The organism is Chroococcidiopsis thermalis PCC 7203, from assembly GCF_000317125.1.
GTDB classification, from domain to species: Bacteria; Cyanobacteriota; Cyanobacteriia; order Cyanobacteriales; family Chroococcidiopsidaceae; genus Chroococcidiopsis; species Chroococcidiopsis thermalis.
The window spans coordinates 3,876,715-3,891,240 of record NC_019695.1 but is presented as its reverse complement, the minus strand read 5'-3'; the positions used below and the strand labels follow the sequence as shown (position 1 = coordinate 3,891,240).

General features: G+C 45.5%; 15 protein-coding genes and 1 pseudogene. 7 read left to right on the top strand and 9 right to left on the bottom strand.

The features are described from left to right. Positions 1-511 precede the first annotated feature (511 nt). The 4 genes from CHRO_RS17070 to CHRO_RS33415 all read left to right on the top strand — a co-directional run bounded on the left by CHRO_RS17070 (position 512) and on the right by CHRO_RS33415 (position 3,881). Positions 512-1,360 (top strand): AraC family transcriptional regulator, encoded by an 849-nt coding sequence (locus tag CHRO_RS17070; RefSeq protein WP_015155486.1) that lies wholly within the window; start codon positions 512-514, stop codon positions 1,358-1,360. 275 nt (positions 1,361-1,635) lie between these two features. Further along, positions 1,636-2,241 carry a hypothetical protein gene (locus tag CHRO_RS17065; RefSeq protein WP_015155485.1) on the top strand — a complete coding sequence of 202 codons (606 nt, stop codon included), beginning with the start codon at positions 1,636-1,638 and terminating at the stop codon, positions 2,239-2,241. A 77-nt stretch (positions 2,242-2,318) separates the two neighbouring features. Beyond that, positions 2,319-2,996 carry an O-methyltransferase gene (locus tag CHRO_RS17060; protein ID WP_015155484.1) on the top strand — a complete coding sequence of 226 codons (678 nt, stop codon included), beginning with the start codon at positions 2,319-2,321 and terminating at the stop codon, positions 2,994-2,996. Between the two features lie 9 nt (positions 2,997-3,005). Further along, positions 3,006-3,881, top strand: coding sequence for an RsmE family RNA methyltransferase (locus CHRO_RS33415; RefSeq protein ID WP_015155483.1), 876 nt, complete (start codon positions 3,006-3,008; stop codon positions 3,879-3,881). A gap of 62 nt (positions 3,882-3,943) precedes the next feature. Here CHRO_RS33415 and CHRO_RS17050 read toward each other — a convergent pair whose 3' ends face one another. The 4 genes and pseudogenes from CHRO_RS17050 to patD all read right to left on the bottom strand — a co-directional run bounded on the left by CHRO_RS17050 (position 3,944) and on the right by patD (position 6,567). After that, positions 3,944-4,687, bottom strand: a complete 744-nt coding sequence (locus CHRO_RS17050; RefSeq protein WP_015155482.1) for an ABC transporter permease — start codon at positions 4,685-4,687, stop codon at positions 3,944-3,946. A 125-nt stretch (positions 4,688-4,812) separates the two neighbouring features. Continuing rightward, positions 4,813-5,832, bottom strand: coding sequence for a 1-acyl-sn-glycerol-3-phosphate acyltransferase (locus tag CHRO_RS17045; protein WP_015155481.1), 1,020 nt, complete (start codon positions 5,830-5,832; stop codon positions 4,813-4,815). 155 nt (positions 5,833-5,987) lie between these two features. Continuing rightward, positions 5,988-6,128 (bottom strand): annotated as a pseudogene (locus CHRO_RS34825) (low temperature requirement protein A); the annotation flags it as partial. A 40-nt stretch (positions 6,129-6,168) separates the two neighbouring features. Next, positions 6,169-6,567: a heterocyst frequency control protein PatD gene (gene patD, locus CHRO_RS17035; RefSeq protein WP_015155479.1), complete on the bottom strand. Its 399-nt coding sequence runs from the start codon at positions 6,565-6,567 to the stop codon at positions 6,169-6,171. Between the two features lie 298 nt (positions 6,568-6,865). Between patD and CHRO_RS17030 the strand changes: the two genes are divergently transcribed. Then, the gene (locus CHRO_RS17030) at positions 6,866-9,157 is read left to right on the top strand and encodes a RelA/SpoT family protein (RefSeq protein WP_015155478.1); all 2,292 of its coding nucleotides are present in this window, start codon (positions 6,866-6,868) and stop codon (positions 9,155-9,157) included. Between the two features lie 310 nt (positions 9,158-9,467). Here CHRO_RS17030 and CHRO_RS34430 read toward each other — a convergent pair whose 3' ends face one another. Continuing rightward, complete coding sequence (locus tag CHRO_RS34430) at positions 9,468-9,599, bottom strand: hypothetical protein (RefSeq protein WP_256498352.1); 132 nt, start codon at positions 9,597-9,599, stop codon at positions 9,468-9,470. Here CHRO_RS34430 and CHRO_RS17025 point away from each other — a divergent pair, their 5' ends adjacent. Then, positions 9,600-10,529, top strand: coding sequence for a hypothetical protein (locus CHRO_RS17025; protein WP_015155477.1), 930 nt, complete (start codon positions 9,600-9,602; stop codon positions 10,527-10,529). Positions 10,530-10,691: 162 nt separating this feature from the next. Here CHRO_RS17025 and CHRO_RS17020 read toward each other — a convergent pair whose 3' ends face one another. The 4 genes from CHRO_RS17020 to rsmA form a co-directional block, all read right to left on the bottom strand. Next, entirely contained in the window at positions 10,692-10,997 is a 306-nt protein-coding gene (locus CHRO_RS17020) for a DUF3082 domain-containing protein (RefSeq protein ID WP_015155476.1), read from the bottom strand. Beyond that, positions 10,943-11,152 carry a hypothetical protein gene (locus CHRO_RS30620; protein WP_071925442.1) on the bottom strand — a complete coding sequence of 70 codons (210 nt, stop codon included), beginning with the start codon at positions 11,150-11,152 and terminating at the stop codon, positions 10,943-10,945. Before CHRO_RS30620 ends, CHRO_RS17020 begins: the two co-directional genes overlap by 55 nt. Continuing rightward, complete coding sequence (ispE, locus tag CHRO_RS17015; RefSeq protein WP_015155475.1) at positions 11,130-12,071, bottom strand: 4-(cytidine 5'-diphospho)-2-C-methyl-D-erythritol kinase; 942 nt, start codon at positions 12,069-12,071, stop codon at positions 11,130-11,132. Before ispE ends, CHRO_RS30620 begins: the two co-directional genes overlap by 23 nt. 138 nt (positions 12,072-12,209) lie before the next feature. Next, a complete protein-coding gene (rsmA, locus tag CHRO_RS17010) occupies positions 12,210-13,025 on the bottom strand; it encodes a 16S rRNA (adenine(1518)-N(6)/adenine(1519)-N(6))-dimethyltransferase RsmA (RefSeq protein ID WP_015155474.1) in 816 nt (271 codons plus the stop codon). A gap of 206 nt (positions 13,026-13,231) precedes the next feature. On the opposite strand from rsmA, the gene CHRO_RS17005 reads away from it, so the two are divergent. Next, positions 13,232-14,449 (top strand): HlyD family efflux transporter periplasmic adaptor subunit, encoded by a 1,218-nt coding sequence (locus CHRO_RS17005; protein ID WP_015155473.1) that lies wholly within the window; start codon positions 13,232-13,234, stop codon positions 14,447-14,449. Positions 14,450-14,526 lie beyond the last annotated feature (77 nt).

Sequence of the window (14,526 nt, the reverse complement as noted above, 5' to 3'; positions counted from 1 at the left end):
AAGCAAAAACCTGAGAACGTAAGTACGAGTATTTGTCTGTTTGATGACTTGTAGAAAATTCTACAAAAAACAGCTTGAATTCACACTCCTCCCTATGTTGGGTTTATATAGAAATTAAGTAGCTTTTGACACAAAGCTGTCAGTTATCAAGCAGCAGGGAGCAGTGACCAGTGACTAGTGACCAATGACCAACTTAACGTAAAACTACTGAGACATTAGGCATGACTTCACAAATAAAATAAATTCCTCAGTAAAAATGCGCTTGGAGCGATCGCAATAAAGAGGATACCTTGTGTCCAGTTGCGTTCCTTTATACCAACGATAGTCACTTTAGGGGATTGCCTGGGAAACGGGAACGATTGTTTCTCCTTTCCCCTTTCCCTTTAATTGCTGACTTGCTCTTTCTATGAAAAACTTAGGCTCTCCTGGTAGGTATGAGACGAGCCGCGCTACCTAGAACGACATCCCCTGATACATTAATAGCAGACACCAGTAGAGCCAATACTAAACTATGTCTCATGGCGAACATCCCGAGCATTTACATCTTTTAGAGGCGGGATGGGATGGCTTTCATTTCATCTATGAGTTAGAACCCGCTGATGAAATGCCTGCGAGCTACATGAGTCAGCATCTCGTGATTATTGCTTTAGACAATTTTCGGGCAAGCTTCGATTTCAATGGCAGCTGGCAACATATAGATTACGCTCAAGGCGATATTGGCATTTTTCCAGCCAGCCAATTGTTCCCCAGAACGCAAGTGGATCGCGAAGTCCCTATTTTAGATCTATTTCTCGCTCCTGCCACTCTATACCGTGCTGTTGATGAATCTATCGAGGAAAATTGTATCGAACTCATACCCCAGTTGCAATTACGCGATCCGTTGATTCAGCAGATAGGGTTAGCGTTGAAAGCTGAGTTAGCGGTAGGAGGTGCGGAGAGTCGGTTATATGCAGAATCGATGGTGACGGCGCTTTCGGCTCACTTGTTACGCCGCTATACTTCTCGCCAGCAGACAATTAGAGATTATCGAGGTGGATTACCCAAGTATAAGCAAGACCGGGCGATCGCCTACATTCACGAAAATTTAGATCGCAACATCACTTTGACAGAACTCAGTAATGTCGTTAACATGAGTCCCCATTATTTTGCGACTTTATTCAAACAATCTACCGGACAATCGCCGCATCAATACATTACGAAATGCCGGATTGAGACAGCAAAGCATTTACTCGCCAAGCAGGAACTCACAATCGTAGAAATCTCTCAGCAAGTAGGTTTCCAAAATCAAAGTCACTTCACGAGAATATTTCGCCAACACGTCAAGACTACGCCAAAAATTTATCGAGACAAGCAGAGATAAGTCAAAAGTTAAAAGTTAAAAGTTAAAAGTTAAAAAGCTTTTTACATCAATTCTGTTTTGCTTTTTCTGTTTTTCTTTGCAATAAACTCAGCATTGTAGTCCCCCTTTTTAAGGGGGGTTGGGGGGATCTTCTAGCAGCGTAGTCAGAAAGAATTAGTATTACGGGAAAAGTTTTTGGAAGAATAGAACATTTTTCGGAACAACAGACAAGACAGTACCTAAAGGCGATCGCTAAATTAACTACCAATTGGTATCCTCAGTTGGAGTCGTAAACTATGACAGATACTAAACTCCCATTACAAAAATGGGGTATTGTCGGTTGGTCGGCGCTGGTAGTTGGTACGATGGTTGCTACCATCTGGCTGATCGATGGATTAGACGAACAAGGGATGCGGATGGCAATTAGAGCCACTGCTCGTACTTCTTGCCTTCTGTTTCTCTGCGCGTTTGTCGCTTCGGCACTGCATCGAATGCGATCTACTCCTCTTTCAGTCTGGCTGCTGAAAAATCGGCGTTATTTTGGGGTATCAATGGCAGTTTCTCATACCTATCACGCGATCGCAATTTTTGGCTTATGGTATGTCACTGCTGGAACTGCGCCTAAGTTTGAGTCTTTCACAGCGCTCGCCATACTAGGCTATGTCTTTCTAATTGCCATGACGATAACATCTTTCGATCGCCCAGCTGCTTTGTTGGGACAGAGAAGATGGAAAGTTTTACATACTACAGGGATGCACTTTTTCTGGCTGGCTTTTACGGTTGAATTCAGCTTCAAAATTGCCAATTCACCACTGATTTATTCACCCTTTGTTGTCTTGTTAATCGGGGTTATGGTGCTGCGTTTAGTGACTCCTAGAAGGCAAAGAAAGTTAGCTAGCTAATGTTTAGCCTTCTTCTGCCAATCTGAAGAACAACCTATAAGGTTCTGATGTGTTTCATTTGTCTATAGGAGAATATTATGACATCAATTCTTGCTGGCTCTACATTACAGCTTCCAGAGGTACGGGCAGTACTAGAACGATTGCACGATCTAGCCGATCGCAACGATAATTCAATTATTCAACAAGTTCTCAGTAGCGGTTACGATTGGAAATCTGCTAGTCCCGCACAGAATGCAGCCACATTTCGCGAGGCACTGTTGCCTATTGCACCTGATGTTGGTAGATTTCTCTATGGAGTCGCTCGGTCTATTTCCGCTCAACGGATTGTAGAATTTGGGACATCTTATGGTATCTCCACAATATATTTAGCAGCAGCTATGCGCGATCGCAATGGTGGGTTAGTTATTGGCTCGGAAATGGAAAGCAGTAAAGTGATGCAAGCAACTGAAAACATTGCCGCAGCAGGACTATTACCGTTTGTAGAAATTCGAGCTGGCGATGCGCTGGAGACATTACGCGATCCTGGTGGCACGATCGATTTACTCTTTTTAGATGGTTGGAACAACCTTTATTTAGATGTTTTACAGCTAGTATCGAACAACCTGCGATCGGGTGCGGTCATTCTAGCGGACGATTTGAACATTACTCCAGAGCAGATGGCACCATATTTAGAGTACGTGCGTAACCCTGCCAATGGCTTTATCTCGGTGGCGCTGCCAATAGATGATGGAATCGAGTATTCTGTCAAACTGTAAATATACTTCATGTCTCAACTGCAACGAATCGTCATCGCTCCCGCACAACTGCAACAGCAGCAAATTGCCCTCACATCGCAGCAACAGCATTATCTCACGCGAGTCTTGCGGCTGCGGCAGGGCGATCGCTTTATTGCGATGGATGGCAAAGGTCAATGGTGGCTAGCGGTAATAGCAGAGACAACAGCACAAATTTTAGAACAAATGCAGGTGCAAACTGAGTTACCTGTAGAGATAACTCTGATGGTGGCACTACCCAAAGGGAATGGATTTGATGAAGTGGTACGCGCTTGTACTGAATTAGGAGTCAATTGTTTTGCTCCAGTAACCAGCGATCGCACTTTACTCCATCCCAGCCCGCAAAAACTAGACCGTTGGCGGCGAATTGCAATTGAGGCGGCGGAACAATCGGAACGACAAATCGTACCGACGATTTTAGATCCCGTCCCGTTTAGTACGGGATTGTTGTCGGTGACAGGCGATCGCAAGTATATCTGTGTGGCGCGGGGAAATTCGCCTCATTTATTTACAAGTTTGCAATCGATCCCCCCTAGCCCCCCTTCAAAAGGGGGGTTGCAGGATTCTCTCCCCGCTTTATCAGGGGAATTAGACAGTTCTCACCCCCCTTTACAAGAAAATTCTAGCCCTCCTTCGCAAGGCAACTCTAGCCCCCCTTTACAAGGGGGGTTGGGGGGATCTATCGTCATTGCCACAGGTGCAGAAGGCGGCTGGACGACAAACGAAGTCGAAAATGCGATCGCGGCAGGATTTCAACCCGTCTCCTTGGGTAAACGGCTCTTACGCGCAGTTACCGCTCCCATCGTCGCTGTATCGCAAATATCTGCGATTATAGAAATGAGTAGGAACTCTGAAAACCCTGCATAAAAGTCATTTCTTCAGAGCTTGTACCCTAAATTTTGACTTTTAACTTTTGACTTTTGACTTTCTTACGAATTCTCTTTCTCACCGCGATCGCGAATATATTCTGCCAAGAAAGCAACGCACCCAGAAATAATAATTAGGATGACGCTCAAGGCATTAATATCGGGTTTAACTCCCGTGCGAATGCGACTAAAAATTTCCATCGGTAAAGTATTGATGCCGCTTCCAGACGTAAAACTAGAGATGAGAAAATCATCTAGACTCAGAACAAAAGCCAGCAAACAACCAGCAACAATTCCAGGCATTAACTGCGGTAACAAAACCTTGACAAAAGCTTGCAATGGTGTAGCACCGAGATCGAGTGCGGCTTCTTCTAGGTGGGGATCTAACTTTGCTAGTCGCGCTGTCACCACAATTCCCACGTAGGCAAGGCAAAAGACAATATGAGCGGCTACAATCGTCCACAAGCTTAATGGAATGGCAAACGTAGCCAGAAAGACGAGAGTAGCTACGGCGATCGCAATATCGGGAACAATCATTGGTAAGTATGAAATACCGCGATAGATCGTCTTCCCAGGAAATCGATATCGTCCTAACCCCACTGCCATCAGGGTTCCCAAAACAGCCGAAATGATGACAGCACATACAGCCACAACCAAACTATTTTGTAGTGCTGTCAGGATGCGACTATCTTGAAGCAACTGTTGATACCATTTGAGTGTGAACCCTTGCCAGCCAGCACTGTAGGGAGAAGTATTGAAACTATAGAAAGCAAGAACGAAGATCGGCAGGTACATGAATAAATACATCAGTACCGAAAACGTGGACTGCCAGGTAAAATCATGAGCTTTAGTTTTGGGATGTTTCACGCAGATACTCTTCTCCCGTCAGATAACTTAGTATAAACAGGCAAAAGGTAGAAAAGCTCGAATCTTTACTTGTCATCACTGCTGCTTAATATACAATTAATCGCATTTTGCAACTTATCTCTGAATGCTTGAGCTTCTTGATATGCTGCAACTCTCTCGCGACGAGAGGTACGATCTTTGAGGTCTACTCGATATACAGGTTGGATAAAGTAACGCAAACGCGATCGCATTGCCCATACTCCCATAGAAGGAAATAATGCGAACAACGGCATTAAAGGCGATAGAGGTAAGAAAGGTAAGCCGAATATCTTACCAATGTGTTGCAAATTCAAATTAATGGCAAATGGATGTAAAAGTTCATTGCCAAGACAAACAACTGGCAGAATTGGGATTTGGTGGCGATCGCTCAAACGAATAAAACTCGGATCGAAACTTGCCAATTGATACCTTTGCTGCCAGCCTTTACTAGGTCCCCGCAGTCCTTCAGGTGCGTATAATAATACAGTTTTTTGGGCGATCGCTGTCTCAAATTCCTCTTTTTCTGCCCTCACGCCGCCTAAAACTTGCGACCATCCAGGGGGTAACCACCAAATCATCCAAGGATGATCGAATAAAGAAACTCCGGCTAATGGTTTAACGTTCCATTCCCGTGCCGTACCTAGTAGATAAGCTAGTACGATAAAATCCCACGGAAAAGACATTCCGGCGTGGTTCATCGCCACAATCATCGATTCTGTTTCCGGCAAGTTTTCGATTTGCCTCAGTTCGCCGCGGTAGTAATATTTGGCAATTGGCGCTAAGACTTCATCGCGAAAAGCCTGTTGATAGTTGCGGTCGAATTGCACCGCTTGTTGACGCGGAAATCGACAACCCAAGCGCAACCACCGCAGTAACAAGGCGATGTAAAATCCACCTGGGAGTAGAAATAATCCATACTCTAACCAATTCCAACCATCAGGATCGGCGTGATAGTGTTGCCAGTGACGGTTAAATAGGATCAGCCAGCCGGGAGGATACCAAAGGCAAAACCGATCGAACCAGGTAAACTTATAGCCACTCACGCTTTTGTTACTGCCAAAAACCACCCTACCTCATCCTAAATCATTCCCACATTACAACCTGATAGCTGTCTGTGCGTCTATGCTGCTTGCGGGGGAATTTTTATCTTTCTTATATCGCGTACGCACCTAGAGCTTAAGATTACTAATTCACATCTATTTTTTTCTACGGATTCAATAGTATTTTCGTAGAGATTGTGAGCCAGTTGAGCTACCGCGACAACATACACTAAGTCGTAAAACAGTTCCATCCATGTCACACGACGTTGTTCTGCTTCCATTTCGTCACCGATTCTTAACTGGGGTTGCCACCTACTTTTCATGAGCAAGTCATAAGTCGTAAGTAGGGGAAGAATATAGTATTTAGTCTCCCTTGTCTCCCTTGTCTCCCTTGTCTACCTTGTCCAAACTTAAAATCGCCTCACAATAACTCAGTAGAGTCTGAAGGCGTTGGGTAATCTGCTGCTGGCGGGTTTGTAAGGTCTGAGGTTGTCTAGCAGCTTGCAAAAATGTCACATCCATGATTAACAAGTTGAATTGCTTGCTAATTTCCGTTTGCAGCGATCGCACTCTCGACTCTACCGCTGGATCGATATCTTGACTATCTAAACTGGCAATCTGTTGCTGAAAGTATTGTTGTGCTGCTAATACATTCTGGCGCAGTCTGGGGGGGTTCACCTCTGGTGCTGTCGCTGCTTGTTGTATTCCCTTTAGCAGTTCGCTCAGTTTCTGATAGCACTGATAATAAAGATCTGGCAACATAGAGCGGATTAATAAGATATTATTAGTGTAAAGAATTATTTTTCAAAGCATAAAGTCCATTAATCTACCTGAGCGAATAAATTTGAGATTAAACCAGTTCGAGATTGAACCAGCTTGAAATTCAACCGCTTTGAAATTTGTCTTATTGCGTGCAATTTGGCAAGATATTTTCTCAATACCCCGATTTCTACAGATCTATTGCCATATGTACACTTCGGCAATAATTTCAGCCACAAGATTGTAGTTTATGCTACGCTTACTCATCCCCCAAAATTAAAGAGTGTTTGAAGCCGCCCCCATGAACACCCTGACTGCTACTGCCACCACTGTTTGTAATTCCTACGAATGTACTATACCTGACTGGTTACAAACCTGCCTTGTAGAGAATTCGGAATTAGAGACACAACCTACTGCGACAGATAATCAGCTAATTTGTCGTGCTTTTAACTTTGCTTACCAACTGCATCAAGGGCAATACCGCAAGTCAGGAGAACCTTACATTTGTCACCCCGTAGCTGTAGCGGGTTTGCTCAGAGATCTGGGAGGTGGTAGCGCGATGATTGCAGCCGGATTTCTTCATGACGTAGTAGAAGATACGGATGTAACCCTAGAGGACATAGAGCAACAATTTGGCGCAGAAGTCAAGCATTTAGTAGAAGGTGTTACAAAACTATCTAAGTTTTCCGAAACTTTTTCGAGTAAAACGGAACGGCAAGCAGAGAATTTTCGACGCATGTTTTTGGCGATGGCGCAAGATATTCGCGTCATTGTCGTGAAACTTGCAGATCGCCTGCACAATATGCGAACTTTGGAACACTTACCCGATGAAAAACGCCGTCGCATCGCTTTAGAAACAAGAGAGATTTTCGCTCCACTGGCAAATCGGCTAGGTATTGGAACATTTAAATGGGAATTAGAAGATTTAACCTTTAAATACCTCGAACCAGAAGCATATCGTCAAATTCAAGACTTAGTAGCGGAGAAGCGCACAGACCGAGAAGCAAGGCTGACGCGGGTGATTGAAGTTTTGCAGCAGGGAATGGCGCAGTCACACATTCAATGTATCGATATTAGCGGTCGTCCCAAGCATCTATATGGTATCTACCAAAAAATGCAGCGGCAGCAAAAAGAATTCCACGAAATCTACGATCTAGCTGCAATTCGGATCATCGTCAAAACTAACGAAGAATGCTACCGCGCTTTAGCTGTAGTCCACGACGCTTTTAGACCGATTCCTGGTCGGTTTAAAGACTATATCGGCTTACCCAAACCCAATCGCTACCAGTCTCTACACACTACAGTAGTCGGCTTTACAGGTCGTCCTTTGGAAGTGCAAATCCGCACGATCGATATGCACCACATTGCCGAGTATGGGATTGCCGCGCACTGGAAGTATAAGGAAACGGGTGGCTCTAGCCATACCAAGTTTACGCCTGTAGATGAGAAGTTCACCTGGTTGCGCCAACTCTTGGAGTGGCAGAACGACCTCAAAGATGCTCAAGAGTACTTAGAGAGTATCAAGGATAATTTATTTGAAGACGAAGTTTATGTCTTCACTCCCAAGGGTGATGTCGTGCCTCTCTCCCCCGGCTCGACAGCAATAGATTTCGCTTACCGGATTCATACAGAGGTGGGAAATCACTGCGCGGGGGCGAAAGTTAACGGCAGAATGGTGACGCTGGATACAGCCCTAAAAAATGGCGATATTGTAGACATTTTAACTCAGAAAAACAGCCATCCCAGCTTAGATTGGCTGAATTTTGTCAGAACTTCCGCAGCAAAAAACAGGATTCGACAGTGGTACAAGCGATCGCGGCGGGAAGAAAACGTCGCCCGCGGACGGGAATTGTTAGAAAAAGAATTAGGGAAAACAGGTTTTGAAGCCTTACTCAAGTCAGAACCGATGCAAGCTGTAGCCGAACGCTGCAACTATCATAGCGTCGAAGACTTACTTGCTGCCCTGGGTTACGGGGAACTGACGTTAAACCTCGTTCTCAACCGCTGGCGAGAGATCGTGAAGGGGCAGCAACTCATTCCTGCCGAACCAGAAGTTCCTCTCAGTTTAATACCTGCAAATGCAAAATCACCCCGCGAAGCAGCAGTTGCACCTAAATCTCGCGCTAGCGAATCGCCGATCGCAGGTGTGGAAGGATTGCTTTACCACCTGGCAAAGTGTTGCAGTCCAATCCCAGGAGAATCCATTATTGGTGTCGTAACCACCCGTTCTCAGCGTGGGATCTCGATCCACCGTCAAGGCTGTCAGAACGTCGATAACATCCCTTACGATCGCCTCGTCCCCGTCAGCTGGAACGCTAACGGCGATCGCAATCCCCGTCCGCAGACTTACCAGGTCAACGTCCAAATTGAAGCGATCGATCGCGTCGGCGTATTAAAAGACATACTATCGCGCCTGAGCGACCAAAGTATCAACGTTCGTCACGCTTCCGTCAAAACAGCCAACGGTCAGCCAGCAATCATTGAATTAGGCTTAGATATTCGCGATCGCCATCAACTCGAACAGATCTTCAACCAAATCCGCAAAATGAGCGACATTATCGACCTGCGCCGCGTCGGTCAAGTGGATGAATGATAGTGGCTGGTGACTTGCGACTAGTGACTAGAGAAACATCTAGCCACCAGTCACTAGCAACTAGCAACTAACAAATCTGACTTTTTCAGACCTTTCCTCACTAGTCAATTAGGGAGCCATTTAGCGTCGTTTGGCGAAGTGCTGTCTATTTCTGACTTTTTCATGCTGGCAAAATCGAAGCCGTATTTTAATCTGTATTCATGGTCACATCAGCCTTGAAGCAGTTACCAAAAGTTTCAAGTAATGATTTTTGTAAAGACGTTACATGTAACGTCTCTACACTGTTAACTGACCACCCTTGGGAGGATTGCTAGGAACGACAAGACTGCAATTGTTGCGCTCCCGATAGGGGTAAAAACCAGAATACAACTGCTGCGATCGCGCTATTCGTCCAACTAAGCACGATTGACCCAGCAGTATTGAGTAAAGTAAGGAGTCGCAAATGCAGGTTGTCACATTACCTTTAGAATCAAAATTTACAGCTAGCCAAAACGCTACATTTGAAAATATATTGCAAGCTTGGCACTGGCAATTGGCATTCGACTATCCCGATCGCCGTGTAGCTACTAGAGACAGTATTGTTTGCTGGCTAATCGGAAACCATTTCGCGCAATTCGACCAGCTTGATGCAGAGCAAATCCGACTGATCCAGCAAGGGATGGCATATCGCTATCGGATTTTGCAGAATCGTTATTTGGGACAAGCGCCAAAACAAGGCTATTGTCGTCTCATGACTCGCTTAGGTAGCCTAGCCGTGCTGCAAAATAAGATTCGGATGATGGTAGATCTCAGCCGCGATCGCCGCCGTCAGGTAACGGAAGTACTACAAGAATTTTTGCAAGATTTACTGCAACGCGATTGCTACTTACAACAACAAATGACGGCGATCGCTAAATGTACGGACGATATTTGCCTACGACATGCCTTACTATTTACGACGATTGAAGAATACTGCTTGCGACCAGTTCGCAATCAACCGCTGATCGTTTATCGCTTGATCAATTACATGCGCCGCCTCTCGCCAGGAGGAGTCACGCAAGTTCCAAAACATGGAGAGATTCGGATTGTCTTTGCCCAAATTCCCACAGAAGACAGCGATCGCAGTTTCAGTTTGTTAGATGCCCAAGCAATCGAGCAAGATCGCGAGCAACAAGAAGCAGTCGAACAACAGCAGCAGCGAGATGAAATCAAACAGCAGCTATCGAAATACTTAGAGCAAAAGTTAGGACGTTTAGCCGTAGAGTGGTTAAGCTTATACCTCCAAGGACAATCGCAGCAAGCGATCGCTTCTCAGTTAAATTTAACGACTAAAGATGTTTATCGTCTGCGCGAAAAAGTTTGCTATCATGCTATGCGGCTTTTTCGGAAGTAACGCGGCATCTTTCTTTTGTTCCCCCCTTAAAAAGGGGGGAGCCAGGGGGGATCTTCTTTCCGTGAGTGGCGCAGTGCTGCGATCCCCCAACCCCCTTATAAAGCGGGCTAAGAGCAAAGACGCACATGAGATAAGTAACATCTTGTAGGGGCGCACGCGCCTCTACAACTCTTCTTTTTTCGTCAGTTTTTGAATTGAAAGTTGAATCGCAAGTGCAACTAAACCAATAGCGACAATACCGAATATACCCGTACCTAGTGCCATGATTCCTACAACCAGAGTACGGACGGCAGCGGCAATATTAACAACAGTAAAATTATCAGAATGAATTGGTTTGCGAGCAAACGTTTGCGCGATCGCGGCTGTGAGAGAATAGGCTGCAAAAGCAATTCCTGCCGAAATAACTGCCCCACTCAGACAGCGTAATGGAGTGGGTTCTGGCGTTTGTGTGGTTCGATCGTCTGACATTGGTAGTTGGTAGTTGGTAGTTGGTAGTTGGTAGTTGGTAATTGGTAATTGGTAGTTGGTTGACCGCTCCCTTGTCCCCCTTGTCCCCCTTGTCCCCCTTGTCCCCCTTGTCCCCTTCTCCCCTGCTCCCTATTAACTGACTTGAATTCCCCCACTACACATTCGAGCAATCCATAAGTCTAGATCGGGATCGGGGATGATTTGGCGGACTTGCTGGTGTACCTGCTGAGCTTGTTCTAAAGAAGTACATAAAGCAAATACTGTGGGACCAGAACCAGACATCATCGCACCATTAGCGCCGCTGGCTTGAAATGCTTGTCGCAGTTGCGAAACTTTTGGGTATTCTGGTAACACGACTTTTTCTAAATCGTTGTGCAGTTTTTGGGCAATTTCTGCCCCATCTTCATGAATAATCGCTTTCACCATCGAACCTGAGTGGACGGCTTGAGCGCGAGATTCTAAGTTTTGAATATTTCTCGTGTAGGTATGACCGAAGGTGGCGCGATAGGTTGAATACGCCCAAACTGTAGAGACTGCCAAACTACGGTGTTTACCGAGAACGATGTATAAATTATCGAGACTGGGGAGAGGAGAAAGCTGTTCTCCCCGTCCTGTGGCGATCGCTGTTCCGCCTGCAATACAAAAAGGTACGTCAGAACCAATTTGGGCTGCGAGTTCCTGCAATTCCGATTGCGTGAGTCCCAGTTTCCACAATAAATCTATGCCGACCAAAACGGCAGCAGCATTGCTAGATCCTCCTGCTAATCCAGCAGCAATTGGGATCTTTTTGTGAATCGTAATTTCTACCCCGCCATATTGAGCAAAACTTTCTGGAAATTGTTTCGCCATCAGTTCGGCGGCGCGATAAGCGAGATTGCTCTTATCTGCTGGAACTTGGGCATTATCGCAGTGAACGCGGATTGTATCGGTACTAATTGCCCGCAGATCGATTTTGTCAGCCAGATCGATACTTTGTAGGATCATGACCAATTCGTGATATCCGTCTGGGCGATCGCCTAAGATTTCCAGATACAAATTTATTTTTGCCGGAGCAATCAGAGAATAGGAACGCATTCAGTTATCAGTTATCAGTTATCAGTTATTCAGTTATCAGTGACTAGTGGAACTAGTGACAAGAATTGAGTCTGGTTCCACTAGTCACCAGCCACAAGCCCACTCACCATCAACCAACTACCAACCACCAACTACCAACTACCCATCACCTAACCCATTACTCAAATTTACCCATTGAGTCACGCTTAAATCCTCAGCGCGGGCTTGGGGGTTTATATTCAATTCTTGCAGTAAATGGTTGAGGCGATCGCTATCGACTATTGCTTTTAGATTATTTCGTAACATTTTCCGCTTGGCACTAAAACCGATTTTGACTAAAGCTTCCAATTGCTTCGGATTGTTGGCTACAGTTGACAACGTTCGCGGACGCAACCGTACCACGGCAGAATCTACTTTTGGTGGTGGTTGAAAAGCTCCTGCTGGGACAATACAAATCTGTTCGCAGGCTGCTAAATACTGCACTCTGACAGACAAAGCCCCAAATGCTTTCGATTCAGGTTTAGCATATAGTCTATCTGCCACTTCTTTTTGAACCAACAATACAATTGATTCATATGGCTCTGGGTTAGGTTCGGCAATTGTACCCAGGAGTTTTTCTAGAATTGGACCAGTAATGTTGTACGGAATATTAGCAACAACTTTATTTGGCTTTTGAAAATTTGGCAGTGGAGCTAATAAAGTCGCTAAATCTAAATTTAGAAAGTCACCTTGCAATAGTAAAAAATTTTCTACTTTCTTTAATTTTTGTGTTAGCAACTGACAGAGATCGCGGTCAATCTCCACCGCTACTACAGATGAGGCGAGGGGTAAAAGCCGCCGAGTTAAAACACCTGTACCAGGACCAATTTCTAAAATGCGATCGCTTTGTTGAATCTCCGCCGCCTGTACGATCCGATCCAAAGCTTTCTCGCTCTTAAGCCAGTGCTGGGCAAATTGTTTTCTAGTTCTTATCACTTAACGGGTAATTGGTAATTGGTAATTGGCTCTGGATTTATCTGCGTTCCTCCGCAACAGCGAAAAAAATATCAAATAAGGTAGAAAAATTTGCATAGTTACTGTAGTCAGACATTCCCTACGATGAGACAGAAGCGATCGCAGCCTGCTTCATCTTAGCTTTGTGGCGCGGGAAAACAATATCCGAGCGTAACAATCGATCCATCATGTCAACCGTTAGGGAAAAGAAAACTCAGTTCGAGGAGGAATCAGGTGCGAAACCCAAGGGTTGGTGGCGGATTGCCTTAGCTCTAATTCTGGGAATAGCAACGGGAGCTTTGGCGCTGAGTAAATTGCAGCAGAGTCAAACCCCCGCACCTGTACCCGTAACTCAAAAACCCCCAAAGATAAATGCTGTTAGTGCCTTGGGACGTTTAGAGCCGCGTGGAGATGTGATTCAATTATCTGCCCCTAGTTCTTCCTTTGCTCTGGAAGGAGCTAGAGTACTTCAGTTGATGGTAAGAGAGGGTGAAAGAGTACGTAGCGGTGATGTTATAGCCGTTTTAGATAACCGCGATCGCGCTTTGGCAGCTTTAGCCAAAGCCAAGGAAGATGTCAAAGTCTCTCAAGCAAATTTAGCCAAAGTCAAAGCAGGGGCGCAAACTGGAGAAATTGAGGCACAGCAAGCAACAATCGCCCGTCTGCAAGCCGAACTCGCCGGACAACAGCAAATCTTACGAGCAGCGATCGCCCGCCTAGAAGCCGAGCAGCGTAACGCCGCGATCGATTTGCAACGATACCAGCAGTTGTATCAAAACGGTGCGATCTCCTCTCAAGAACTCGATCGCCGCAGTTTGAATGCTAAATCTGCTACCGAACAATTAAACGAAACTCAATCGACTCGCCAACAGACGATCGCGACGTTGCAAAGGCAAATTGAAGCAGCAAAAGCAACTTTAAATAAAATTCAGGAAGTTCGTCCAGTGGACGTACAACTGGCACAATCTGAAGTTGACAGAGCGATCGCGGCGATGAAACAAGCTCAAGCAGACTTGGCACTCGCCTACGTGCGCGCGCCAACTGGCGGCGAAATTCTCAAAATTCACACTCGCGCCGGAGAAAAAATCAGTTCCGCAGGCATTGCAGAAATGGGACGCACCGAGCAAATGATCGCCATTGCCGAAGTCTTAGAAGAAGACATTGGCAAAATCCGCCTCGGTCAAAAAGCCGCTATTAGTAGCGAGAATCTCGCCTTCGCTGGTGAACTGAGAGGCACAGTCATTGACGTTGGCAGGCAGATCGGTAAACAAGATGCACTCGACAGCGATCCCGCCGCCGATGTCGATGCCAGAGTTGTAGAAATCAAAGTCGGTCTACCCCCAGAAGCCAGCCAACGAGTTTCCGGTCTTACCTACGCCAAAGTTATCGTCAAAATTAATATTTGATTTGGAAATGGGTAATAGGTAATGGGTAATGGGAAAGAAATCTTAGGGGCGGGTTCACCTAAAATCTCTTTTCATAG

Bases quoted from the DNA above. Each gene is read 5' to 3' on its own strand.
- patD (WP_015155479.1), bottom strand. From the start codon at position 6,567: ATGTTGCCAGATCTTTATTATCAGTGCTATCAGAAACTGAGCGAACTG.
- CHRO_RS17065 (WP_015155485.1), top strand. From the start codon at position 1,636: ATGACAGATACTAAACTCCCATTACAAAAATGGGGTATTGTCGGTTGG.
- ispE (WP_015155475.1), bottom strand. From the start codon at position 12,071: ATGCGTTCCTATTCTCTGATTGCTCCGGCAAAAATAAATTTGTATCTG.
- CHRO_RS17020 (WP_015155476.1), bottom strand. From the start codon at position 10,997: ATGTCAGACGATCGAACCACACAAACGCCAGAACCCACTCCATTACGC.
- CHRO_RS17060 (WP_015155484.1), top strand. From the start codon at position 2,319: ATGACATCAATTCTTGCTGGCTCTACATTACAGCTTCCAGAGGTACGG.
- CHRO_RS17025 (WP_015155477.1), top strand. From the start codon at position 9,600: ATGCAGGTTGTCACATTACCTTTAGAATCAAAATTTACAGCTAGCCAA.
- CHRO_RS17030 (WP_015155478.1), top strand. From the start codon at position 6,866: ATGAACACCCTGACTGCTACTGCCACCACTGTTTGTAATTCCTACGAA.
- CHRO_RS17005 (WP_015155473.1), top strand. From the start codon at position 13,232: ATGTCAACCGTTAGGGAAAAGAAAACTCAGTTCGAGGAGGAATCAGGT.
- CHRO_RS17050 (WP_015155482.1), bottom strand. From the start codon at position 4,687: ATGTATTTATTCATGTACCTGCCGATCTTCGTTCTTGCTTTCTATAGT.
- CHRO_RS33415 (WP_015155483.1), top strand. From the start codon at position 3,006: ATGTCTCAACTGCAACGAATCGTCATCGCTCCCGCACAACTGCAACAG.
- CHRO_RS17070 (WP_015155486.1), top strand. From the start codon at position 512: ATGTCTCATGGCGAACATCCCGAGCATTTACATCTTTTAGAGGCGGGA.